The 21,778-nt window shown below is 67.1% G+C and carries 20 protein-coding genes; 10 read left to right on the top strand and 10 right to left on the bottom strand.

Translation table 11 applies throughout. From position 1 onward, the window contains the following. Window positions 1-20: 20 nt before the first annotated feature. Together E6C48_RS17205 and E6C48_RS17200 are read right to left on the bottom strand one after the other, a co-directional pair. Window positions 21-755 carry a 16S rRNA (uracil(1498)-N(3))-methyltransferase gene (locus E6C48_RS17205; RefSeq protein ID WP_136359399.1) on the bottom strand — a complete coding sequence of 245 codons (735 nt, stop codon included), beginning with the start codon at window positions 753-755 and terminating at the stop codon, window positions 21-23. Window positions 756-810: 55 nt separating this feature from the next. After that, complete coding sequence (locus E6C48_RS17200) at window positions 811-1,446, bottom strand: DNA-3-methyladenine glycosylase I (RefSeq protein ID WP_136359398.1); 636 nt, start codon at window positions 1,444-1,446, stop codon at window positions 811-813. Window positions 1,447-1,666: 220 nt separating this feature from the next. Here E6C48_RS17200 and E6C48_RS17195 point away from each other — a divergent pair, with 220 nt between their 5' ends. Together E6C48_RS17195 and E6C48_RS17190 are read left to right on the top strand one after the other, a co-directional pair. Next, window positions 1,667-2,434 (top strand): L,D-transpeptidase, encoded by a 768-nt coding sequence (locus E6C48_RS17195; protein WP_136359397.1) that lies wholly within the window; start codon window positions 1,667-1,669, stop codon window positions 2,432-2,434. A gap of 209 nt (window positions 2,435-2,643) precedes the next feature. Continuing rightward, window positions 2,644-3,573 (top strand): bifunctional 5,10-methylenetetrahydrofolate dehydrogenase/5,10-methenyltetrahydrofolate cyclohydrolase, encoded by a 930-nt coding sequence (locus E6C48_RS17190; RefSeq protein ID WP_136359396.1) that lies wholly within the window; start codon window positions 2,644-2,646, stop codon window positions 3,571-3,573. A gap of 240 nt (window positions 3,574-3,813) precedes the next feature. Here the strand turns inward: E6C48_RS17190 and glcF are convergent, their stop codons facing one another. The 4 genes from glcF to E6C48_RS17170 form a co-directional block, all read right to left on the bottom strand. After that, window positions 3,814-5,139, bottom strand: a complete 1,326-nt coding sequence (gene glcF, locus E6C48_RS17185; RefSeq protein WP_136359395.1) for a glycolate oxidase subunit GlcF — start codon at window positions 5,137-5,139, stop codon at window positions 3,814-3,816. Between the two features lie 9 nt (window positions 5,140-5,148). Further along, window positions 5,149-6,354, bottom strand: a complete 1,206-nt coding sequence (locus E6C48_RS17180) for an FAD-binding protein (RefSeq protein ID WP_136359394.1) — start codon at window positions 6,352-6,354, stop codon at window positions 5,149-5,151. 178 nt (window positions 6,355-6,532) lie between these two features. Then, window positions 6,533-8,029: an FAD-linked oxidase C-terminal domain-containing protein gene (locus E6C48_RS17175; RefSeq protein WP_136359393.1), complete on the bottom strand. Its 1,497-nt coding sequence runs from the start codon at window positions 8,027-8,029 to the stop codon at window positions 6,533-6,535. A 340-nt stretch (window positions 8,030-8,369) separates the two neighbouring features. After that, the gene (locus tag E6C48_RS17170; protein WP_136359392.1) at window positions 8,370-9,695 is read right to left on the bottom strand and encodes a DUF3422 family protein; all 1,326 of its coding nucleotides are present in this window, start codon (window positions 9,693-9,695) and stop codon (window positions 8,370-8,372) included. Between the two features lie 221 nt (window positions 9,696-9,916). On the opposite strand from E6C48_RS17170, the gene E6C48_RS17165 reads away from it, so the two are divergent. Genes E6C48_RS17165 through E6C48_RS17155 form a run of 3 tightly spaced genes read left to right on the top strand, consistent with a single transcriptional unit; the run spans window position 9,917 to window position 12,664 of the window. After that, the gene (locus E6C48_RS17165; protein WP_136359391.1) at window positions 9,917-10,714 is read left to right on the top strand and encodes a FadR/GntR family transcriptional regulator; all 798 of its coding nucleotides are present in this window, start codon (window positions 9,917-9,919) and stop codon (window positions 10,712-10,714) included. 16 nt (window positions 10,715-10,730) lie between these two features. After that, window positions 10,731-11,867 carry an alpha-hydroxy acid oxidase gene (locus E6C48_RS17160; RefSeq protein ID WP_136359390.1) on the top strand — a complete coding sequence of 379 codons (1,137 nt, stop codon included), beginning with the start codon at window positions 10,731-10,733 and terminating at the stop codon, window positions 11,865-11,867. 35 nt (window positions 11,868-11,902) lie between these two features. Beyond that, window positions 11,903-12,664, top strand: coding sequence for a metallophosphoesterase family protein (locus E6C48_RS17155; RefSeq protein WP_230978817.1), 762 nt, complete (start codon window positions 11,903-11,905; stop codon window positions 12,662-12,664). Here the strand turns inward: E6C48_RS17155 and E6C48_RS23050 are convergent. Further along, window positions 12,640-12,768, bottom strand: coding sequence for a hypothetical protein (locus tag E6C48_RS23050; RefSeq protein ID WP_269142576.1), 129 nt, complete (start codon window positions 12,766-12,768; stop codon window positions 12,640-12,642). The genes E6C48_RS17155 and E6C48_RS23050 overlap by 25 nt on opposite strands. A gap of 419 nt (window positions 12,769-13,187) precedes the next feature. Continuing rightward, window positions 13,188-13,886 carry a type 1 glutamine amidotransferase gene (locus tag E6C48_RS17150; RefSeq protein WP_136359389.1) on the bottom strand — a complete coding sequence of 233 codons (699 nt, stop codon included), beginning with the start codon at window positions 13,884-13,886 and terminating at the stop codon, window positions 13,188-13,190. A 91-nt stretch (window positions 13,887-13,977) separates the two neighbouring features. Here E6C48_RS17150 and E6C48_RS17145 point away from each other — a divergent pair, with 91 nt between their 5' ends. Beyond that, window positions 13,978-14,628, top strand: a complete 651-nt coding sequence (locus tag E6C48_RS17145; RefSeq protein ID WP_136359388.1) for a hypothetical protein — start codon at window positions 13,978-13,980, stop codon at window positions 14,626-14,628. 22 nt (window positions 14,629-14,650) lie between these two features. Here the strand turns inward: E6C48_RS17145 and E6C48_RS17140 are convergent, their stop codons facing one another. Then, window positions 14,651-14,890 carry a hypothetical protein gene (locus tag E6C48_RS17140; RefSeq protein ID WP_136359387.1) on the bottom strand — a complete coding sequence of 80 codons (240 nt, stop codon included), beginning with the start codon at window positions 14,888-14,890 and terminating at the stop codon, window positions 14,651-14,653. A 229-nt stretch (window positions 14,891-15,119) separates the two neighbouring features. Between E6C48_RS17140 and hisS the strand changes: the two genes are divergently transcribed. The 4 genes from hisS to E6C48_RS17115 all read left to right on the top strand — a co-directional run bounded on the left by hisS (window position 15,120) and on the right by E6C48_RS17115 (window position 20,684). Next, window positions 15,120-16,625, top strand: a complete 1,506-nt coding sequence (gene hisS / locus E6C48_RS17135; protein WP_136359386.1) for a histidine--tRNA ligase — start codon at window positions 15,120-15,122, stop codon at window positions 16,623-16,625. Between the two features lie 180 nt (window positions 16,626-16,805). Continuing rightward, the gene (locus E6C48_RS17125) at window positions 16,806-17,921 is read left to right on the top strand and encodes an ATP phosphoribosyltransferase regulatory subunit (RefSeq protein ID WP_136359385.1); all 1,116 of its coding nucleotides are present in this window, start codon (window positions 16,806-16,808) and stop codon (window positions 17,919-17,921) included. Window positions 17,922-18,135: 214 nt separating this feature from the next. Continuing rightward, the gene (gene hisG, locus E6C48_RS17120) at window positions 18,136-18,837 is read left to right on the top strand and encodes an ATP phosphoribosyltransferase (protein ID WP_136359384.1); all 702 of its coding nucleotides are present in this window, start codon (window positions 18,136-18,138) and stop codon (window positions 18,835-18,837) included. Window positions 18,838-18,923: 86 nt separating this feature from the next. After that, window positions 18,924-20,684: an AMP-binding protein gene (locus tag E6C48_RS17115; RefSeq protein WP_136359383.1), complete on the top strand. Its 1,761-nt coding sequence runs from the start codon at window positions 18,924-18,926 to the stop codon at window positions 20,682-20,684. A gap of 271 nt (window positions 20,685-20,955) precedes the next feature. Here the strand turns inward: E6C48_RS17115 and E6C48_RS17110 are convergent, their stop codons facing one another. Continuing rightward, the gene (locus tag E6C48_RS17110; protein WP_136359382.1) at window positions 20,956-21,633 is read right to left on the bottom strand and encodes an MIP/aquaporin family protein; all 678 of its coding nucleotides are present in this window, start codon (window positions 21,631-21,633) and stop codon (window positions 20,956-20,958) included. Between the last annotated feature and the right edge of the window lie 145 nt (window positions 21,634-21,778).

Here is a 21,778-nt window from a genome sequence, read left to right as displayed (position 1 = left end):
TGTCGTGGGCAGGGAACGGGCTACCAGTCTCCGGCGGTCGCCTGGATGACGGCGAGTGCCGCCACCGCCGCCGTATCGGCGCGCAGGATGCGTGGCCCGAGCGGGATGGCGGTGACGAAGGGCAGCGCGCGCAGCATCCGTCTTTCGTCGTCCGAAAAGCCGCCTTCCGGCCCGACCAGCAGACCGAGTTTTTTCTCCGTCAGCGCCTTCAGGGCGGGCAGCGGGTTGTTGGTCGAGGCGTCCTCGTCGCAGAAGATTAGCCGCCGCCCGGCATCCCAGCCAGCCAGCAGCCGGTCCAGCTTTTCGGATTCACGAACCTGAGGCACCGCCAGGATGCCGCATTGCTCGGCCGCCTCGACGACGTTGGCGCGCAGGCGCTCGATACCGGGCTTCGCCACCTGCGTATGCTGGGTCGCGACCGGTTGCAGAACGCCGGCGCCCATTTCCACCGCCTTCTGCACCAGGTAGTCGAGCCGCCCCTGTTTCAGCGGCGCGAAGCAGTAGACGAGGTCCGGCAGCGGCGGCTGCGGCCTTTGCTCCACCAGAACGGTCAGCCGCACGGCCTTTTTGGTCCGGCCGGCAATCGCCGCCGACCACTCGCCGTCGCGGCCGTTGAACAGAAGGACCTCGGCGCCGTCTGCCAGCCTCAGCACGTTGGTGAGGTAATGGCTCTGCTGCGGATCGGCCTCGAGCTCAGTCCCGGCGGCAAGGTCGTGCGGCACGAACAGCCGCTGCATTCTGTAATTGGCGCGCATGGCCGATCCATGCGGCAGGCGACGAGCGCGGTCAAGGGCGGCTGATGCCGGTCGGTCAAGCCGGACGCTTGAACGCCTTGCGCTCGGCTTCGATCCTGGCGCGGCAGGTGCAGCCTTCGAGATGGTCGTTGACCAGCCCCATCGCCTGCATGAATGCGTAGACCGTCGTCGGCCCGACGAAGCTCCAGCCGCGTTTCTTCAACTCCTTGGAAATGCGCACCGAGACGGCCGTGGTCGGGTTGGCGCGGATATGCGCGAGATCCACCACCGCCGGCCGTTCCTCCGCCGTCGGCTCGAAGCGCCAGAAGAAGGCCGCCAGCGAACCGGCCTCGTCGGCCAGTTCGCGCGCCCGTTTCGCGTTGTTGATGGTGGAGACGATCTTGCCGCGATGGCGGATGATGCCGGCATTGGTCAGCAGCCGCTCGACGTCAGCTTCGGTGAACCTCGCCACTCGGTCGAAGTCGAAGCCGTCGAAGGCTTCGCGAAAATTTTCGCGCTTGCGCAGGATGGTCAGCCAGGAAAGGCCCGACTGGAAGCCTTCCAGGCAGATTTTCTCGAACAGCCGCCGGTCGTCGGCCACTGGCCGGCCCCATTCATTGTCGTGGTAGGCGAGGTAGTCCGGCAGGTTGCCGGGCCAGGCGCAGCGCACCGCGCCGTCGGGTCCGGTCATCAATCCTGTTGCGTCGCTCATGCTCTATCCATTGGTTAACCGGCCATGCCACGGCTTTACGGCCGCTTTACCAGATTCCTGAACCGGCCGGTAACCGTACCGGAAGGTTTACTGACAAAGCGGCATTTTACTGAATTCGATTCACTTTTCGGTTTCCCTCACGCGCCACCATGGCGGCAGGCGAAGGGGCGGGACACCCGTTTCCCGCCGTCCAGACGATCGTGTTCGAGAGTACGTCCCGATGATGAGATTCCTTTTGCCGCTCGCCGGCGTCGCCGCCCTGCTGGCGGTCCCGGCCAACGCCAACGACCGCTATGCCGAGCGCCCGCCGGTGGTGGTCAGCCCGGACCTCTCGGCGCCGTGGGTGCTGCAACTTCAGGGCGCGCCGCGCGTTATGCGCCAGAGCCGGCAGGCGGTGGAACAGCCCCGTCTGCGCCAGCGCCGGCAGGCCGTGCGGCAGGCGGAACCGGACCAGACCCGCACAGCCGCCGTGCCGCGCCCCGCCGCAGGACAGAATCGGGCGCGCCGCACCATCATGGTGCCGAAGCAGATGAACCCGATCTACCTGCCGCAGGAAGTCGCCTATGACGGGAAGGAAAAGCCGGGCACCATCGTCATCGATACGCACCAGAACTTCCTTTATCTGGTCGAGAAGAACGGCAAGGCGCGGCGCTATGGCGTCGGCACCGGCAAGCCGGGCTTCGAATGGGCCGGCACGCATAAAGTCACCGCCAAGCGCGAATGGCCGGATTGGCGCCCGCCGGCGGCGATGATCAAGCGCGAGGCCGCCAAGGGCCGTTACCTGCCGACCTTCCTGGCCGGCGGCATCGAAAATCCGCTCGGCGCGCGCGCGCTCTACATCGGCACCACCGAATACCGCATCCACGGCACCAACCAGCCCTGGACGATCGGCGGCGCGGTGTCGTCTGGCTGCATTCGCATGCGCAACGAGGACGTCGTCGATCTTTACGAGCGCGTGCCGGTTGGCACGACGGTCGTCGTCATGTAGATTCCTGGGACAACGGGGGACGGGCCGTGTGGGGACATGGCCGGTCACGAAAGGGCAGCCGGGCAACCGCGCTGCCCTTTCGCTTTGCACTGGCCCGCCGGACGCAGTATTTGTGCGTCGCACAAGAGGCAGTGCTGTTCGCATTCGTGCCGCCACGACAGGGCGGGCGATGCTAACACCACGGCCGGACAGCCGCGGAGAATCGATCCATGTCCCTTCCAGACGACAGCCGCTATCTGAAAGGCGGCCCCGTCGCCCAGCGCATCATCGCCGCCGTGCGGCGCGACGCCGAAGAAGCACGGGCCGACGGTTTTCCACCGAAGCTGGTGTCGATCACCGTCGGCGACGTCGCGGCGGTGGATGTCTATGTCCGCAACCAGCGCGCCAAGGCGGCACTTGCCGGCATCGATTTCGAGGAGCGGCGCTTTCCCGCCGACCTGACGGCGGCCGAACTGGAAGCCGCCATCCAGGGCATGAACGCCGATCCGCGCATCACCGGCATCATCGTCCAGCGTCCGGTGCCGGTCCATATCCCGATCAAGGCGATCCAGGCCGCCATCCATCCGCTCAAGGACGTGGAGGGCATGCACCCGGCCTCGATCGGCAACATCGTCTACAACCAGCTCGACCTCGCGCCCTGCACGGCCGCCGCCTCCGTCGAACTGCTCAAGGAAACGGGCCTCGACCTGAAAGGCCTGGAGGTTGTCGTGGTCGGCCATTCCGAGATCGTCGGCAAGCCGATCGCTTTCCTGCTGATGAGCGAAGGCGCCACGGTAACGGTGTGCCACCACATGACGCGCTCGGTGGCCGCGCATGCGCGCCGCGCCGACGCGCTGTTCGTGGCGGTCGGCAAGCCGCGCCTTATCAAGGCCGATATGGTCAAGCCGGGTGCTGCCGTCATCGATATCGGCATCAACACCGAGATCGGCCCCGACGGCAAGGAACGCATCGTCGGCGACGTCGACACCGACAGCGTCAAGGACGTCGCCTCCTGGATCACGCCGGTGCCGGGCGGGGTCGGGCCGCTCACCGTCGCCATCCTGCTGCGCAACACCATGGTGGCGCTCAACCGCCAGCGCGACCTCTATCGTGCGACGTATGGGGTGGCGGACAGTGGCGTGAGGTTGGCTGCGGAATAGCTGGCTGGGTGCGTCCTTCGAGGCTCGCCCACAAATGCTGATGCCTGGACCGGCAACGGCCAAGTAGGCTCGCACCTCAGGATGAGGATCGTTGGCGCCAAGAATCGTCTCTCTGTTGTGACCATCACCTCAGTACAAGGGCCGTTTGCGCCGACCATCCTCATCCTGAGGTGCGAGCCCGCACGGTCGGTTCCATCTTGCTGCTAACATTTCGCTGGCGAGCCTCGAAGGACGCACCGACTACTCTGCCGCCATGGCAGTCGTCGGTCCCGCCATGCCCTTCGGCCGCTCCCCGCCATAGGCCCAGTCGAGCAACTGCACTGTATGCACGACCGGCATTTTCGCCGCCGAGGCGATCTGGGTGATGCAGCCGATGTTGCCAGTGGCGACCAATGCGGCCCCCGTCGCCTCGATGTTCTTCACCTTGCGGTCGCGCAGGCGCGCCGAGATTTCCGGTTGCAGCATGTTGTATGTGCCGGCCGAGCCGCAGCACAGATGTCCTTCGCGCGGCTCCTTCACCACGAAGCCGGCGCGCCCAAGAAGCTCCTTGGGCTGGCGCGTGATCCTCTGGCCGTGCTGCATGGAGCAGGCGGAATGATAGGCGACCGTGATTCCCGGCTTCCTCGCCGGTTCCGGCAGGTCCAGCGTGGCGAGATATTCCGTCACGTCCTTCGCCAGGGCCGAGACTTTCGCCGCCTTCGCAGCATAGGCCGGATCGAGCCGCAGCATGAAACCGTAATCCTTGATCGTCGTGCCGCAGCCCGATGCGGTAATCACGATGGCATCCAGCCCGCCAGCCTCGGCCTCGCGCGTCCAGGCATCGACGTTGCGTCGTGCATCGGCCAGCGCCGCGTCCTCCTTGCCCATGTGATGGACCAGCGCGCCGCAGCACCCTTCGCCGCGCGGCACCACGACTTCGACGCCGAGGCGGGTGAGCAGCGACACGGTCGCCTCGTTGATGGCCGGATCGAGAACGGATTGCGCGCAGCCGGTGAGCAACGCCACGCGCCCGCGCCGCGCGCCTTTCGGCGCATGAGTGGCGGGACGGGAGACGGCAGAGGCGGCCGGCACCGCCTTCGGCGCCAGTTTCAGCATCGCGGCGAGCGGTTTCAGCGCTGTGCCCTCGAACAGGCCGGCGAAGGGCCGGCCGAGTTTCGCCAGCCTCAGCGCGGCACGGAAGCGGGCGGGGTAGGGCAGCACGAAGGCGAGCAGCGCCCGCACCAGTCGGTCCGGCAGGGGGCGCCTGTAGGTCTTTTCGATGTGGGCGCGGGCATGGTCGACCAGGTGCATGTAGTTCACGCCCGACGGGCAGGTCGTCATGCAGGCCAAACAGGAGAGGCAGCGGTCGATATGGGTGACGATTTCCTTGTCCGCCGCCCGACCGCCCTCCAGCATATCCTTGATGAGGTAGATGCGGCCGCGCGGGCTGTCGAGTTCGTTGCCCAGCGTCACATAGGTCGGGCAGGTCGCGGTGCAGAAGCCGCAATGCACGCATTTGCGCAGGATCTTTTCCGATTCCGCCACATGCGGATCGGCGAGTTGCTCGGGCGAGAAAGTCGTCTGCATGATGTCCGCCTAGGCCATGCGGCCGGGGTTGAGGATAGCCTTCGGGTCGAACTCACCCTTCAGCCGCGCTGAAAGGGCGGCGAGCGCCGGCGGCTGCGGCTGGAACACCGGCAGCGCCGCGCGATCCGCCGCGCTGGCACGCACCAGCGTGGCGTGGCCGCCGCCGTGCTTCTTCACCAGCGCGCGCATCAGGTCGGCTTCCGGCTCGCCGCTTTCCATGCGCAGCCAGGCGAGCCCGCCCTGCCAGTCGTAGAAGGCGTCGACGGCCGTCTGCCGGCGCAACGCCATGACCATGGCGTGGCCGTCGGACGGCGCCATCGAGACGCGCCAGACTGGCCGCTCGTCGTTTCCGGCGAAGGGTGCGCAGTCGCGCACTTCGCCCCACAGCAGCCTGGACTTTTCGCCGGCGATTTCCTCCAGCGGGCCAGCATTTTTCAAGAGCGCCGTCAGCATGGCGAGTCGGGCAGTGACGGACGGCGCGAAACCCTCGACGCGCAGCAGCGTCGTGGCATCGCTGCCGAAACGGCCGCCGTTGACGCGCGCGACCGCCGGATAGGGCAGGTGCGCCGCACTTGAGACTTCCGCGTTGGAGCCCATGGCGAGCGCCATCGCGGCCACCGCCTGCTCGTCATAGAGGCCACGCACGGCAAGCGTCGTCTCGGTCTCGGCGGTGGGCAGCACCTTGAAGGTGACGTCGGTGAGAACCGCCAGCGTGCCCCAGGAACCGGCCAGCCCCTTGGAAAGATCGTAGCCGGTGACGTTCTTGACGACGCGGCCGCCCGACTTGAAGGCCTCGCCGCGCCCCGACACGGCATGGATGCCGAGGATATGGTCGCGCGCCGCGCCCGCCTTGAGCCGGCGCGGGCCGGCAAGGTTCGCCGCCAGAACGCCGCCGATGCTGCCGCGCCCCGGAGCCTCTCCGAGCAGTGGGCCGTAGTCCATCGGCTCGAAGGCGAGCTGCTGGCCGTTCTCGGCCAGCAGGGCTTCGATTTCGGCGAGCGGCGTGCCGGCCTTCGCAGAGAGAACCAGTTCGGCCGGTTCATAGAGGGTTACACCGGTCAGTCGAGAGAGGTCGAGCGTATGTTCAGCCTGCACCGGCCGGCCGATGCCTTGCTTGGAGCCGTGGCCGATGACCTCCAGCGGCGCTTCCTCCGCCAGCGCCCACTGGACGGTGGAGAGCGTTTCGGCGGCTGTGGTGGGTGTGAAGGTGGTCATGGCGCCGACCCTTTCTCCCCCCTTGAGGGGGAGATGGCTGCATGGCAGCCAGAGGGGGTCGTTGCGGCCGTGTGAGACATCAGCAAACCCCTCGACGCCTCGTCGACCCCTCCCGGCCGCTTCGCGGCTGTCCTTCGGACCCCCTCAAGGGGGAGGGGAAACGCTGGCGCTCGTATCATCAGAACCTCGGAATATCCGGGAACGCGACTTGCCCCTTGTGCACATGCATCCGTCCCAGCTCGGCGCATCGCCGCAATTGCGGAAACACCTTGCCGGGGTTGAGCAGGTGGCCGGGGTCGAAGGCGCATTTCACCCGCATCTGCTGGTCGAGGTCGGTCTCGTTGAACATTTCCGGCATCAGGTCGCGCTTTTCGACACCGACGCCGTGCTCGCCGGTCAGCACGCCGCCGACCGCCACGCACAAGCGCAGGATGTCGGCGCCGAACGCCTCGGCGCTTTCCAGTTCGCCGGGCTTGTTGGCGTCGTAAAGGATCAGCGGATGCAAATTGCCGTCGCCGGCATGAAACACGTTGGCGACGCCGAGGCCGTATTTCTCCGAAAGCTCTCTCATGCCGTGCAACACGCGCGGCAGTTCCTTGCGCGGAATGGTGCCGTCCATGCAGTAGTAGTCCGGCGAGATGCGCCCGACCGCCGGAAAGGCGGCCTTGCGCCCGGCCCAGAAGGCCAGCCGCTCGTCCTCGCTTGCCGAAATGCGGCAGGTGGTCGAACCGTTCCGGATGGCGATGGCCTCGACCTGTCCGATCAGGTGGTCGACCTCCACCGCCGGCCCGTCCAGTTCGACGATCAGCAGCGCCTCGCAGTCGAGGGGATAGCCGACCTGGACGAAATCCTCGGCCGCGCGGATGGCCGGAGCGTCCATCATCTCCATGCCGCCCGGAATGATGCCGGCGCCGATGATGTCGGCGACGCACTGGCCGCCTTGCTCGCTGGTCGGGAAGCCGATCAGCAGCGCGCGCGCCGTGTCCGGCTTCTTCAGGATGCGCACCGTCACCTCGGTGACGACGCCGAGCAGACCTTCCGAGCCGGTCATGATGCCGAGCAGGTCGTAGCCTTCGGCATCGAGGTGCCGGCCGCCGAGGCGGATCACCTCGCCGTCCATCAGCACCATTTCGATGCCCAGCACGTTGTTGGCGGTGAGTCCGTATTTCAGGCAGTGCACGCCGCCGGAATTCTCCGCCACGTTGCCGCCGATGGAGCAGGCGATCTGCGAGGAGGGGTCGGGAGCGTAGTAGAAACCCTCTTCCTCCACCGCGCGCGTGATGCCGAGATTGGTGACGCCGGGCTGGGCGACGACGACACGGTTCGGGTAATCTATCGACAGAATGCGGTTGAAGCGGCTCATCACCAGCAGCACCGCATCCTCCAGCGGCAGCGCGCCGCCGGACAGCGAGGTGCCGGAGCCGCGCGGCACGACACGGATTTTATGCTCGTTGCAGTATTTCAGCACCCGCGACACCTGCGCCACCGTTTCCGGCAGCACGACGACAAGCGGGAGTTGCCGATAGGCGGTGAGCCCGTCGCTCTCGAAGGCGCGCATCTCGTTGACCGTCTCGACGACGCCTTCGCCCGGCACGATGGCGCGGAGGTCCGCGACGATGGTCGCACGGCGGGCCATCGTCTCGCTGTCTGCCTTCGGCATGGCAAGGCCGGACATGACATATCCTTCCGTCGAACTGGTAAAAAGCTTTTACCAATTAGCGGAGCTGCATGCAAATGCTGCTTTCGGCGAATTCGGAAGCGGCGGAGCGCGTCGCATTCCGCAGCGGCAATTGGCCGCGTGGCCCTCCCATGCGGAAAGAACAGCGCGTATGGCACCGCCCCCTCTCCGTCGCGCTGCGCGCGCCACCTTTCCCCAGAGGGGCGAGGAACCCAAGCTGGAGAAGCGCCGGCATCGCGGCCACAGTTCCTCCCCCGTTGGGGGGAGGTGGCGCGCGCAGCGCGACGGAGAGGGGCAATGCGCCACAGGCGATGGCCCCCCCTTCAGTAGGTTGGCGTTACTCTCCCGCCGCCTTGCCGGTCTCCGAATGCGAATGGCGGATGCGCCTGACACCCCACCACACCGCCAGCACCGCGACCGGAACGGCCGCCGCCGTCACCGCTTCCGGCGAGAAGGCGTGGCCGAAGGCCGAGGCGCCGCCCTTGGCCAGATAGCCGATCAGGCCGACGACGTAGTAGGAGACGGCCGCCACCGACAGTCCCTCCACCGTCTGCTGCAGGCGCAGTTGCAGGCGGGCGCGGTTGTTCATGGAAGCGAGCAGGTCGCGGTTCTGCTTTTCCACCTCGACGTCCACCCAGGTGCGCAGCAGCGTCGTGGCGCGGGTGAGTTTTCGGGACAGGTTCGCCTGCCGCTCCTCGACCGAGCGGCAGGTGCGCATGGCCGGCGCGACGCGGCGCTGGAGGAAGCCCGCCCAGGTGTCGTGGCCGGGCACCGGTTCCTCGTCCAGCGCCTCCAGCCGCTCGCGCACGATGCCGTCATAGGCGCGGCTGGCGCCGAAGCGGTAGAGGCTGGCGGCGGCGTCGGCCTCGAGTTCGGCCGCAAGCTCGGTCAGGTCGGCCAGCAGTGCGTGGCTGTCGCGCGCGTCGGTGTCTTTCATCTCGCGTGTGATCGTTGCCAGCCGGTCCTCGATGCGCCGCACGCGCGCCGACAGCGACAGGGCCAGCGGCAGGCCGAGCACGGCCAGCGTCCGGTATGTCTCGATGTCGATCAGCCGCTGCGACAGCGCGCCGGTCGAGGCCGGCGTGAGCCCGCGGTCGAGCACCAGCATGCGGGTCAGCCCGTCGCCGTCCTGGCGAAAGTCGGTGACGATGGCGGCCTTGCCGTGCTCGACCAGCGAGTAGCACAGGCTGGTCGGGTCGAAATTGGCGATCAGCTTCTCGGCCGCCGGCGTCCATTTGCGGATTTCCAGCCTGATGCCGGAGATCACGGTGCCCGGCGGCGAAAAGCCGTTGCCGAAGGGGGAGTCTTCCTGCCGGGGGCCGCTCTTGCCGAGCATGCCTTCCCACAGATAGGTGGAAAATTCCGTGTGCCGCTCCCAGCGCAGCGTGCCGGTGCCCCACTTCATCGCATGGTGGCGCGCCTGCCGGTCGGGCGCGGCGATGCCGAGCCGCCGCGACAGTTCCGAGAGCACCGCATGGTCGACGCTCGATCCCGCCTCGGTCATGAAGGAAAGCTGCACCAGAACCCTTGGCCCTTCGACCAGCGGATAGGGCCGCGCATGCACCTCGCCGAGCGCGCCCGGCCGGCCCTCGTGGGTGGGAAAGCCCAGCACCGCGCCGGCGGCGCGCGGCCTGAATTCCAGATTCGATGCCTCGTCCGACACGGCCGGTCCCCCGGTTTGCCGCAGGTCCGCGACAGGGCCTTGCGTGCGACGTTCGCCTCTAAGGTCAATCGCGGCGGGAGGCAAACGCCGAATCCGGCGGTGCGAGGGCAGGAGGTTCGGCGATACGCCGAACGGTTGACCTGGAATTGGATAAATTATTTGACCAGTTGGCGGCGCTGCCTGTATTCTATGCGACAGGGCTTCATTCGCGGGCATTTCCGTTGAGCGACATCTTTTCCCGCATCGAGCATTCGCGCACGGCCGACGAGGTGATCGGCCAGATCGAGACGCTGATCCTTGAAGGCGTGCTGCGCACCGGCGACCGGCTGCCCGGCGAGCGTGACCTCGCCCAGCGCTTCGAGGTGTCGCGGCCGATCTTGCGCGACGCGCTGAAGACGCTCGAACTGCGCGGCCTGCTGGTCACCCGCCACGGCGGCGGCACCTATGTCGCCGACGTCATCGGCCAAGTCTTCTCGAAGCCGGTGATGGACCTGATCTCAACCCATCGCAAGGCGGCCGGCGACTATCTGGAATACCGCCGCGAGATCGAGGGAATTGCGGCCGAATACGCCGCCCGGCGCGCCACGCCCGACGACATCGCGCTGCTCGACGCCATCATGGCGCGCATGGACGAGGCCTACGACAGCGGCGATTTCGAGGACGAGGCCGAGATCGACGTCGAATTCCATCACGCCGTCGGCGAGTGCGCCCACAACATCATTCTGCTGCACACGCTGCGCTCGTGCTACCGCCTGCTGTCGGAAGGCGTCTTCCGCCACCGCCTGCTGGTGTTCACCTTGCCCGGCGCGCGCGAGGAACTGCTGGCGCAGCACCGCGCCATCTACATGGCCGTCAAGGCTGGCGACCCTGCCGCCGCGCGCAAGGCTGCGATGGATCACATCGCCTATGTCGAGCGCTCGATGGCCGAGGCCGAACGCACCGGCGACTGGCAGCGCGTGTCGCGGCTGAGACTGCGCCAGCGCGCCGGCGAACACGAATTGCAACGCAAACGATCCTGAACCTGGGAACCTTTCGATGAGCCTCCATCTCACCATCGACGACCTCAAGAGCCAGGCGCGCCGGCGCGTGCCGACGATGTTCTTCGATTATGCCGATTCCGGCGGCTGGACGGAGAGCACCTATCGCGCCAACGAGGAGGATTTTAAGAAGATAAAGTTCCGCCAGCGCGTGCTGGTCGACATGGACAACCGCACGCTCGAAACGACCATGATCGGCGAAAAGGTGTCTATGCCGGTGGCCCTGGCGCCGACCGGCTCGACCGGCATGCAGCACGCCGACGGCGAGATGCTGGCGGCGCAGGCGGCCGAGGAATTCGGCGTGCCGTTCACACTGTCGACCATGGCGATCTGCTCCATCGAGGACGTCGCCTCGGTGACGAAGAAGCCTTTCTGGTTCCAGCTCTACGTCATGCGCGACAAGGATTTCGTCTATAACCTCATCGATCGCGCCAAGGCCGCGAACTGCTCTGCGCTGGTGCTGACGCTCGACCTGCAGATCCTGGCGCAGCGCCACAAGGATCTGCGCAACGGCCTGTCGGCGCCGCCGAAGATGACGCCGTCAAACATTCTGGACATGGCCATCCGCCCGCGCTGGGTGATGGGTATGCTGGGCACCAAGCGACGCACGTTCCGCAACATCGTCGGCCACGCCAAGGGCGTCACCGACCTCTCCTCGCTCAAGGCCTGGACCGACGAGCAGTTCGACCCCTCGCTGTCGTGGAAGGATGTGGAATGGATCCGCGAGCGCTGGGGCGGCAAGCTGATCCTGAAGGGCATCCTCGACAAGGAGGACGCCGAGATGGCGACCAGGACCGGCGCCGACGCCATCATCGTCTCCAATCATGGCGGCCGTCAGCTCGACGGCGCGCCGTCCTCCATCTCGGTGCTGGAGGAGATCGTCGAGAAGGTCGGCGACCGCATCGAGGTGCATATGGACGGCGGCATCCGCTCCGGCCAGGACGTGCTCAAGGCGCTCTGCCTCGGCGCCAAGGGCACCTATATCGGCCGGCCGTTCCTCTACGGGCTCGGCGCCGACGGCAAGCGCGGCGTCACCAGGGCGCTGGAGATCATACGCAAGGAACTCGACATGACGCTGGCGCTGTGCGGCCGCCGCGACATCAACACGGTCGGCAAGGACATGCTCTACCGATAGGATACGCCGGCAGTTATCGAATCGGCGGAGCCTTGATGCCGGGACTTCATTTTCGCGACGCCCGCGCGCCGAAAGGCATGCGCCTCTACGCCATCGGCGACGTGCATGGCCGGCTGGATCTGCTTGCCGCCATGTACGATGCGATTGCGGCCGAAATCGCGCGCGACGGCGTGGCGGACTGGCGCATCGTCCATCTCGGCGACTATGTCGACCGCGGTCCGGATTCGAAGGGCGTGCTCGATTTCCTGATCGACAGGCGGGCGCGGGACGCCCGCGTCCTTTGCCTGTCGGGCAACCACGAGCAGGGGCTGCTCGATTTCCTCGAAGCGCCCAGCGCCACCGGCCTGTTCGTCCGTTTCGGCGGCGTGGAGACGGCGCGCTCCTACGGCGTCGAGCTGACGGCCGGATCGATCGAGGCGGGGCACTCCGCGCTGGCGGCGGCCATTCCCGCCGGCCACAGGGAATTCCTGCGCTCGCTGCCGACCTCGGCCAGCTTCGGCGATTTCTTCTTCTGCCATGCCGGCATCAGGCCGGGCACGCCGCTCGAGCGGCAGCAGGCGCGCGATCTCGTCTGGATCCGCGACGAGTTCCTGCTGCACGCCGGCCTTTACGAGAAAGTGATCGTCCACGGCCACACGCCGGGCACGGCCGTCGATATCCGGCCGAACCGGGTCAATCTCGATAGTTTTGCGGTCGGGTCGGGAAGGCTGAGCGCTCTGGCGGTGGAAGGCGGCGCCAAGCGTATCCTGGAAGCGACGGTCGAGGCCGTCTCTCAGCGCGCCGCGACGACGCCGTAGCCGTCCACGGCGAGGTGGTTGTTGGCCGCGTCGGCCGCGTAGATGCCGACGCCGCATACGACGATGGCGGCCAGCATGGCGAAGGACAGGAGGGCTGCTTTCACGGTTGTGATCCCAGGTTTTGAAGCCGTTCGCATGGCTGCACGCACGCGGTTACCAATGTGTTGAAAACGCGGCTTTTGCTTCAAGGTTTCGGCAATTGCGCGCTTCTAGGGTCGCTCTGTTTCGGCGGTGTGTCGCGCCGGCAACACCAACGGATGGTGCCGGTTGCGACGCCGTTGCAGAGCGGTCGCGCTGATAGGCTATCGGCCGGCCACAGGCCAAGCGCGAAAGACGTCGTCCACAGCGGATTTTCAGGGGCGTGGCGGATATGCCACGATTTGTCGTGCGTCCTTCGAGGCTCGCTGCGCTCGCACCTCAGGATGAGGACCGTTTGGAGAAACCTCAACAAGTGGGGCCGGTGCACGACCTCCCTCATCCTGAGGTGCGAGCGCAGCGAGCCTCGAAGGACGCACTGCTTGGTTCAGATCGCCGCCACCCAGGCACGCGCGATGGCGATGCCGCGTTCGTCGGCGTCCGCGCCGAAGCTGGCGGCGTCCGCTTCCATCGTCTCGGTCCAGTCGGGGCGTTTCTGCGCGATGAGGTCGCCGAACTTGGCGCTCCATTGCCGCACCAGCGCTCGGTCGGCTTCGAAATGGAACTGGAAGCCGTAGGTGGCGCGGCCGACGCGGAAAGCCTGGTTTTCCGCGACCGCATTGCCGGCCAGGCGCACGGCTCCCTCGGGCAGAGAGAAAGTGTCGTCGTGCCACTGGAAGGTCGGGAAGGAGGCCGGCAGGCCGCCGAGCACGGCGTCCGCCTTGGCCTCCGGTGCCAGCGACACCTTCTGCCAGCCGAACTCGCGGGCGGTGCCGATGTGGTTCTCGCCGCCGAAGGCGCGGGCGATAAGCTGGCTGCCGAGGCAGATTCCCAGCACCGCCTGCTGCCGGTCAGTGAAGGTGCGGATGAGCTTCATCAGGTCGGGAAAGTAGGGATAGGCGTCGTCGGCCAGCGCATTCTGGCCGCCGCCGAACATCACCAGCGCGTCATGGCCCGTCGTGTCCGTGGGCAGCGTGTCACCGAGATAGGGCCGGCGCAGATCGATCTCGGCATTCGCCTCGGCAAGGGCGGCGCCGACCTGGCCGAGGCCGGTCCCGTCATAATTCTCGACAATCAGTACCCGCATGACCATCCTGACAGCGTTTGGAACGCGCGAGCACTATCATGCCGGCCGGAGGCGGGCCAGCAAGGCGCGCCCGACAAGCGGAGAAAACGCTATGCCACTGCAAAACCGCGTCGATCCGTTCGGGGCGATCCACGCCGTGCCCGAACGCGGCCTGTTCACTGGCAATCGCGGCATCATCCACGATCCCGAAACGAAGACGCTGCTTCGCAAGCGCTGGGCCTTGCCGGCCTGGATCGTCTGCGAATGCACCTTCCGCGACGTGCGCCGCGAGCCGATGGGTCGCAATCGCAAGGGTCGGCCCGGCGAGCCGGACAAGGCCGGCTGGACCGAGCTGTTTTTCCTCGACGAGGTGACGGCGCTGGCGGCGGGGCATCGCCCCTGCTTCTACTGCCGGCGCGAACGGGCGGCCGATTTCCTGGCACGGTTCGGCACGGCCTTCGGCATCGAGGAACCGCGCGCGCCGATGCTGGACAAGCGCCTGCATCGCGAGCGCCTTGCCTCAGGCGGCACGCCGCACGTCATCGAAGCCGGAGAGCTTGGCCAACTGCCGGACGGTGCCATGGTGGCTGACGGGTCGCGCGCCTACGCCCTGCGCGGCGGTGCGGCGCTGCCGTGGAGCTTTGCCGGCTACGGCAAGCCGACGGGCTTCGGTTCGCTGGGGAACACGCTGAAAGTGCTGACGCCCGCCACGACGCTGGCAGTGCTCCGGCAAAGTTACCGTCCCGTATGGCATGAACGGTGACGAGAACCAGCGTCTCCGCGGGTCAGGCGCCGCCGCCCGAGAGCGCGAAACCGACGACCACGGCGGCCACGGTTGCGAAGGCCGGGTAGACGACCAGCAGGCCGGTAACCAGCGCATCGCCGAGTCCCGCGCCCTTGCGCGGCGGCACCACCGGCTCGAACGGGCCGGCAGCGCTTGCCGAGGGCGCCCGCATGCTCCCGGCGGCCGGCTTCAGCCGCGCTGCATTCCTGTCGATGATTTCGATGTCGCCCCTTGCCGCCATGGCCTGGCCCCCTTTGCCTTGGCTGGGCTTATGAGGGGCGAATATGTCGCCACCATGCCGCGAAAACGGCGAAATTGTTTCAATCCGTGTGCATTTTTGTTTCCATGCCGGGCGTGCCAAAGCGCGCACCGCAAGCTTGCCGCTGCAAACGCCATCGGCTAGGACGCTCTCGCCCGCCCGAACCTGTCACCGGGGCGCGGCGATCAAGCTGAGACAGCGGGGACCGACCATGGCCGACAAATCGCAGAAGATGCTGGCACGCCTGCCGCGCGGTTTCGTCGATCGCCATGCCGACGACATCCGCGCCGTCGAACTGATGATGGGCAGGATCAAGGCCGTCTACGAACTCTACGGCTTCGAGCCGGCCGACCAGCCGTTGATCGAATACACCGATGCGCTTGGCAAATTCCTGCCCGACCAGGACCGCCCGAACGAAGGCGTCTTCTCCTTCCAGGACGATGACGAGCAATGGCTGTCGCTGCGCTATGATCTCACCGCGCCGATGGCGCGCTTCGTGGCGGAAAACTACGACCGCCTGCCGAAACCCTTCCGCAGCTACCGTGCCGGCTGGGTGTTCCGCAATGAGAAGCCGGGGCCTGGGCGCTTCCGCCAGTTCATGCAGTTCGACGCCGACACCGTCGGCACGCCGGGCGTCGCGGCGGATGCCGAAATGGCGATGATGATGGCCGACGTTATGGAGGCGCTGGGGATTGCGCGCGGCGACTACGTCATCCGCGTCAACAACCGCAAGGTGCTGGACGGCGTGCTGGAGGCGATCGGCCTCGGCGGCGACGACAACGCCGGCCGCCGGCTCACCGTGCTGCGCGCCATCGACAAGCTGGATAAGGTCGGCCCGGAGGGCGTGCGAGACCTACTCGGCAAGGGCCGACTGGACGAGAGCGGCGATTTCACCAAAGGCGCGGGGCTGACGGCGGAGCAGGCCGACAAGGTGCTTTTGCTGACGACGGCATCCGACAGCGATCCGGCGGTGAAACTGCAGGCGATGCGGGCGGCCGTTTCCGGCTCCGCGCGCGGTGAGGAAGGCGTACAGGAACTGGCCGATATCGGCGCGATGGTCGCTGCCGCCGGCTATGACGATGGCCGCGTGAAGATCGATCCCTCCGTCGTGCGCGGCCTCGAATACTACACCGGTCCGGTCTACGAGGCCGAACTGCTGGCCGAGATTCCCAACGACGAGGGCAAGATCGTGCGCTTCGGCTCGGTCGGCGGCGGCGGGCGCTATGACGGGCTGGTGTCGCGCTTCCGTGGCGAACCGGTGCCCGCGACCGGGTTTTCCATCGGCGTGTCGCGGCTGATGACGGCCCTGAAGAACCTCGGCAAGCTCGATACCTCCGATGTCGTCGCGCCGGTGGTGGTGCTGGTGATGGACCGCGACACGGAGAGCCTCGGCCGCTACCAGAAGATGGTGTCGGACCTGCGCAGGGCCGGTATCCGGGCCGAAATGTATCTCGGCGGCGCCGGCATGAAGGCGCAGCTGAAATATGCCGACCGGCGCGGCTCGCCTGTCGCCGTCATTCAGGGCGGCAACGAGCGGGAGGCCGGCCAGGTGCAGCTGAAGGACCTGATCGAGGGCGCGAGGCAGGCCGCGGCTATCGCCGACCATGCCGAATACAAGGAGGCCCGGCCGGGTCAGGCGACGGTCGCCGAAGCCGATCTGGTCGCCGAGGTGCGAAAAATCCTCGACGCACAGGCTGCGGAGCGCGGCCGTGGGTAAGGACGCGCCGGCGCTCCCCCTCCCCCTTGAGGGGGTCCGAAGGACGGCCGCGAAGCGGTCGGGAGGGGTCGCCGCGGCCGCGCTCGGCGTTCTGTTGGTCCCTCGCGCTGCCGCAACGACCCCCTCTGGCCGCTTTGCGGCCATCTCCCCCTCAAGGGGGGAGAGTGGGCGGCGCGCATCATGACCGCCCTGCCGTCCTTCGCCGCCGACATCGCGGCGCTGCTGGCCGAGCGCGGTGCCGGCATCGCCGACGTGGCGGTCCTGCAGCCGGCCAACCCGTTCCTCGACATGGCCGGCGAGGATTTGCGCCGCCGCATCTTCCTGACCGAGAGCGAGACGGGCGAGACGCTGTGCCTGCGGCCCGAATTCACCATTCCCGTCTGCCGCGATCATATCGCCAGCCAAGCCGGCACGCCGCGCCGCTACGGCTATATCGGCGAGGTCTTCCGCCAGCGCCGCGACGGCCCGTCCGAATTCTTCCAGGCCGGCATCGAGGACCTTGGCGAACGCGATACGCCGGTCGCCGACGCGCGCTCGGTGGCCGACGCCCATGCGCTGCTGTCGCGTGTGCTGCCCGACACGCCGCTGGCCGTCACGCTGGGTGACCAGACGCTGTTCGAGGCGGTGCTGGCAGCCCTCGGCCTGCCGCGCGGCTGGCGCATGCGCCTTGCCCGCGCCTTCGGTTCCAAGGCGTTGCTGGAAGCGGCCCTTGCCGATCTCGCCGACCCGCCGCGCAACGGCGCGCTGCCGGCCCCGGTGGCGCTGCTGGCGCTGGACGGCGACACTGAGGCGCTCGCCGCCCACGTAGCCGAGGGCATGGAGCAGGCAGGCCTGCCGGCAACCGCCGGCCGCACGCCGGCGGACATTGCCCGCCGCCTCATCGAGAAGGCGCAACTGCGCTCGATCCGCCTGTCCGGCGAGGCTTTCGCCGCCCTCAAGGGCTTTCTGGCCATCGAGGCGCCGCTGGCCGCTGCCGCAGCTTCCCTCGAAGCCTTCGCCGCCGATGCCGGCCTGCTGCTCGGTCCGGCGCTGGAGACGTTCAGCCGCCGCGCCGAAGCGCTTGCCGGCCATGGCCTGCCGGTCGAGACGATCCGCTACGACGCCGCCTTCGGCCGCCCGCTGGATTATTACACCGGCCTGGTCTTCGAGATCGGCGTCGCAGGGGTCGAACGCCCGCTGGTCGGCGGCGGCCGCTACGACCGGCTGTTGACGCTGCTCGGCGCCAAGGCAGCCATTCCCGGCGTCGGCTTCTCCGTCTGGCTGGATCGCATCGCGGCGGTGCGGGAGGCCAAGTGATGATTTTGCAGTCAAGCACCCCCACTCCGCCTCGCTATGCTCGGCACCTCTCCCCCTGCCCGGGGGAGAGGAAAGAAGCCAGCTTCACGGCCGGGATTTCCTCTCCCCCGTCGGTCGGGGGAGAGGTGGTTTGCGAAGCAAACCGGAGTGGGGGTCGACTTTCAAGCGCGATGCTGGGTGGGGGTATTCTGGCCGCGACGGGCGAGGCTCTCCCATGACCGTCACTCTCGCCCTCCCTTCGAAAGGCCGGCTGAAGGAGCAGGCGCTGGAAGTGCTGGCCAAGGCCGGGTTGGCCGTCGGCCTGCCTCAGGACGAGCGCAAGTACCATGCCCGCATCGAAACCTGCCCCGGCGTCGAGGTGGTGTTCCTGTCGGCCTCCGAGATTGCCGGCGAAATCGGTGCCGGCGCCGTCGACCTCGGCGTCACCGGTGAGGACCTGGTGCGCGAGACCCTTGCCGAGTGGGAAGCGCGCGCCGAGATCGCAGCGCGGCTGGGTTTCGGCCATGCCGACGTGGTGGTGGCGGTGCCCGAGATATGGCTGGACGTCGACACCATGGCCGACCTCGACGACGTCGCCGCCGACTTCCGCCAGCGCCATGGCCGCCGCCTGCGCATCGCCACGAAATACTGGCGGCTCACCCAGCAGTTCTTCACCGCCAAGCACGGCATCCAGGTCTATCGCATCGTCGAAAGCCTCGGCGCTACCGAAGGCGCGCCGGCTGCCGGCTCGGCCGATATCGTCGTCGACATCACCTCGTCCGGCTCGACCCTGCGCGCCAATCATCTCAAGGTCTTGTCGGACGGCGTTATCCTGCGCTCGCAGGCCTGCCTCGTGACGTCGCGCAAGCAACGCGCGCCGGCTGACGAGGCGCTGATCGCCGAAATCGCTGAGAAAGTGGCGAAGGCGGTGGGCTGAAGCAGGGCGGCCCCTCCTACCATAGCGGCATTGCGCCTTCGCCTTGCGGTGCTAGTTTTCATTCCCCGCATGCGAAGGAGGAGCCCATGGCAACCGGAACCGCAACGCAGTCCATTGCAAGGACCGCTGGGAAGGCGGCCGAAACCTTCATCGCGCCGAAAGACGGCGTCGCCCATGTCTCGGGCGACCGCTCCGTGCCGCTGCTGCACAAGACGATTCCCGAGCAGTTCGCCGAGACGGCGCAGCGTCATGCCGATCGCGACGCCGCCGTCTTCCTTGGTCAGGACCGGCGCTTCACCTGGGCCGAGCTTGCCGAGACCGTCGATGCCTTCGCCGCCGGCCTTTTGGCGCTCGGGCTGGAAAAGGGCGATCGCATCGGCATCTGGTCGCCGAACCGCTGGGAATGGCTGGTCACCCAGTTCGCCACCGCCCGTATCGGCCTGATTCTCGTCAACATCAATCCGGCCTATCGGCTTTCCGAACTGGACTATGCGCTGAACAAGGTCGGCTGCCGGGCGCTGGTCACCGCCGCCAGCTTCAAGAGTTCGGACTATCTCGGCATGCTGGCGACACTGGCGCCGGAACTGGCGACAGCAGAACCGGGTAGGCTTCGGGCGAGGAAACTGCCATCTCTGGAGATCGTCATCCGCATGGGCGAGGAGAACTCGCCCGGCATGCTCAATTTCGGCGACGTGCTGGCGATGGGCGGCCGCGACGAGCACGAGAGGCTGGATGCCATCTCTGAGACGCTGAAGCCGGACGACGCCATCAACATCCAGTTCACCTCCGGCACCACCGGTGCGCCGAAGGGCGCCACGCTGACGCACGACAACATCGTCAACAACGGCAATTTCGTCACCTCCGCCATCAAGCTGACCTCGGAGGACCGGTTGTGCATCCCGGTGCCGTTCTACCACTGCTTCGGCATGTCGATGGGCTCGATGGGCTGCGTCACCAAGGGCGCGGCGATGATCTTTCCGGGCGAAGGCTTCGAGCCCGGCGCCACGCTGAAGGCCATCGAGGCCGAGCGTTGCACCGGCGTCTACGGCGTGCCGACCATGTTCGTCGCCATGCTCGATCATCCCGATTTCAAGACTTTCGACCTGTCCAGCCTGCGCACCGGCATTATGGCCGGCTCGCCGTGCCCCATCGAGGTGATGAAGAAGGTCATCTCGCTGATGAACATGCGCGAGGTCACCATCGCCTATGGCATGACCGAGACCAGCCCCGTCTCCTTCCAGTCGAGCACCGACGATCCGCTGGAAAAGCGCGTCTCCACCGTCGGCCGCATCCAGCCGCATGTCGAATGCAAGGTGGTGGATGCCGAAGGCCGCACCGCTGCGGTCAGCGAGGCGGGCGAACTGTGCACCCGCGGCTATTCGGTGATGAAGGGCTATTGGGAGGACGCGGAAAAGACCGCCGAGGCCATCGACCCGGACGGCTGGATGCACACCGGCGACCTCGCCACCATCGATGCCGAAGGCTTCGGCAACATCGTCGGCCGGGTCAAGGACATGGTCATCCGCGGCGGCGAGAACGTCTATCCGCGCGAGGTTGAGGAATTCCTCTACCGCAATCCCAAGGTTCGCGAGGTTCAGGTGTTCGGCGTGCCGGACAAGAAATACGGCGAGGAGCTTGCCGCCTGGATCGTGCTGAAGCCCGGCGAGACGAGCACCGAAGACGAGATCAGGGCCTTCTGCCAGGGCCAGATCGCCCACTACAAGATCCCGCGCTACGTTCGCTTCAAGGAAAGCCTGCCGATGACCGTCACCGGCAAGGCGCAGAAGTTCGTCATGCGCGACGAGATGAGCGAGGAACTCGGCTTGGTGGAAGAAAGGACGGCTTAGAGAGCCTTTCTTCCGGCGTCCGTCGGCGCCGCCCCTCATCCGGCTGCCGCCACCTTCTCCCCGTATAGTGACGGGGAGAAGGGTTCTCTTGTCCGATTTCGCCGATCGCCGGCTTTGCATGTAAGGCATGGGCTCGAAGGAGCGTCCCTTCTCCCCGTTTACGGGGAGAAGGTGGCGGCAGCCGGATGAGGGGCGGCGCAAGCGAATCTCGCAGTCAGCCAAAGAAAAAGGCCCCTCGCGGGGCCTTTTCCGTTTGCCGTGAGATACCGGCTCAGTCCTTCTCGAACACGCCGGTCTTGGCGACGATGCCGGCGATCGCGCCGCCGACCAGCGGGGCGACGATGTAGAGCCACAGCTGGCCGATCGCCACGCTGCCCGAGAACAGGTTCGGGCCGATCGATCGCGCCGGGTTCAGCGAGTTGCCGGAAACCGGGATGAAGCCCAGATGCAGCGCCGCCAGCGTCAGGCCGATGATGAGGCCCGCCAGCATGTTCATGTGCTTGGCGCTGGTCGAGGCCAGGATGACGAGCACGAAGGTGAAGGTGGCGATCATCTCGGTCAGGAAGACCGAGGAGGTGCCCCACTTCGCCGGGTCCCACGTCGTCGCCCCGAAGTTGGAGATCGGATCGCCGGCCTTGCCGGAGACCATGATCCACAGTGCGACGGTCGCCAGGATGGCGCCGACGATCTGGGCGATCCAGTAGGTGATGACGTCCTTCGCCGGCAGGCGGCCGGCGAGGAAGAAGCCGAGCGTCACCGCCGGGTTGAGATGCGCGCCCGAGATCGGGCCGATGGCGTAGGCCGCCGCGACCAGGCCCAGGCCGAACGCCAGGCCGATGCCGATCTGGCCGAGCGGCAGCGCGGTGCCGAGATCGCCCGTCACGATGGCCGCGCAGCCGATGAACACAAGCAGGAACGTGCCCAGCACTTCCGCGAGAAACAGTTTCATTTTCCCTCTCCTCGTATGGATGTCGCCACGCCGTCTCGGCCCGCGAATCACAGGCGCAAGGATATGTCGGCCCTTGCAGGTTGCAAAGCGGGCGCAATGCACCCGGAAGCGCGCGGATCGTGCGCTTGTGAAGTCGGGCCGCTGC

Origin of the sequence: Ollibium composti, from assembly GCF_004801285.1 — a bacterium.
Taxonomy (GTDB): Bacteria; Pseudomonadota; Alphaproteobacteria; order Rhizobiales; family Rhizobiaceae; genus Mesorhizobium; species Mesorhizobium composti.
Note: the sequence above shows the minus strand (reverse complement) of the source record. Positions and strands in the feature narration are given on the sequence as shown.

Excerpts from the sequence above, each read along its gene's own strand:
- E6C48_RS17205 (WP_136359399.1), bottom strand. The coding sequence starts at position 755 with ATGCGCGCCAATTACAGAATGCAGCGGCTGTTCGTGCCGCACGACCTT.
- E6C48_RS17200 (WP_136359398.1), bottom strand. The coding sequence starts at position 1,446 with ATGAGCGACGCAACAGGATTGATGACCGGACCCGACGGCGCGGTGCGC.
- E6C48_RS17195 (WP_136359397.1), top strand. The coding sequence starts at position 1,667 with ATGATGAGATTCCTTTTGCCGCTCGCCGGCGTCGCCGCCCTGCTGGCG.
- E6C48_RS17190 (WP_136359396.1), top strand. The coding sequence starts at position 2,644 with ATGTCCCTTCCAGACGACAGCCGCTATCTGAAAGGCGGCCCCGTCGCC.
- glcF (WP_136359395.1), bottom strand. The coding sequence starts at position 5,139 with ATGCAGACGACTTTCTCGCCCGAGCAACTCGCCGATCCGCATGTGGCG.
- E6C48_RS17180 (WP_136359394.1), bottom strand. The coding sequence starts at position 6,354 with ATGACCACCTTCACACCCACCACAGCCGCCGAAACGCTCTCCACCGTC.
- E6C48_RS17175 (WP_136359393.1), bottom strand. The coding sequence starts at position 8,029 with ATGTCCGGCCTTGCCATGCCGAAGGCAGACAGCGAGACGATGGCCCGC.
- E6C48_RS17160 (WP_136359390.1), top strand. The coding sequence starts at position 10,731 with ATGAGCCTCCATCTCACCATCGACGACCTCAAGAGCCAGGCGCGCCGG.
- E6C48_RS17155 (WP_230978817.1), top strand. The coding sequence starts at position 11,903 with ATGCCGGGACTTCATTTTCGCGACGCCCGCGCGCCGAAAGGCATGCGC.
- E6C48_RS17150 (WP_136359389.1), bottom strand. The coding sequence starts at position 13,886 with ATGCGGGTACTGATTGTCGAGAATTATGACGGGACCGGCCTCGGCCAG.
- E6C48_RS17145 (WP_136359388.1), top strand. The coding sequence starts at position 13,978 with ATGCCACTGCAAAACCGCGTCGATCCGTTCGGGGCGATCCACGCCGTG.
- E6C48_RS17140 (WP_136359387.1), bottom strand. The coding sequence starts at position 14,890 with ATGGCGGCAAGGGGCGACATCGAAATCATCGACAGGAATGCAGCGCGG.
- hisS (WP_136359386.1), top strand. The coding sequence starts at position 15,120 with ATGGCCGACAAATCGCAGAAGATGCTGGCACGCCTGCCGCGCGGTTTC.
- E6C48_RS17125 (WP_136359385.1), top strand. The coding sequence starts at position 16,806 with ATGACCGCCCTGCCGTCCTTCGCCGCCGACATCGCGGCGCTGCTGGCC.
- hisG (WP_136359384.1), top strand. The coding sequence starts at position 18,136 with ATGACCGTCACTCTCGCCCTCCCTTCGAAAGGCCGGCTGAAGGAGCAG.
- E6C48_RS17115 (WP_136359383.1), top strand. The coding sequence starts at position 18,924 with ATGGCAACCGGAACCGCAACGCAGTCCATTGCAAGGACCGCTGGGAAG.
- E6C48_RS17110 (WP_136359382.1), bottom strand. The coding sequence starts at position 21,633 with ATGAAACTGTTTCTCGCGGAAGTGCTGGGCACGTTCCTGCTTGTGTTC.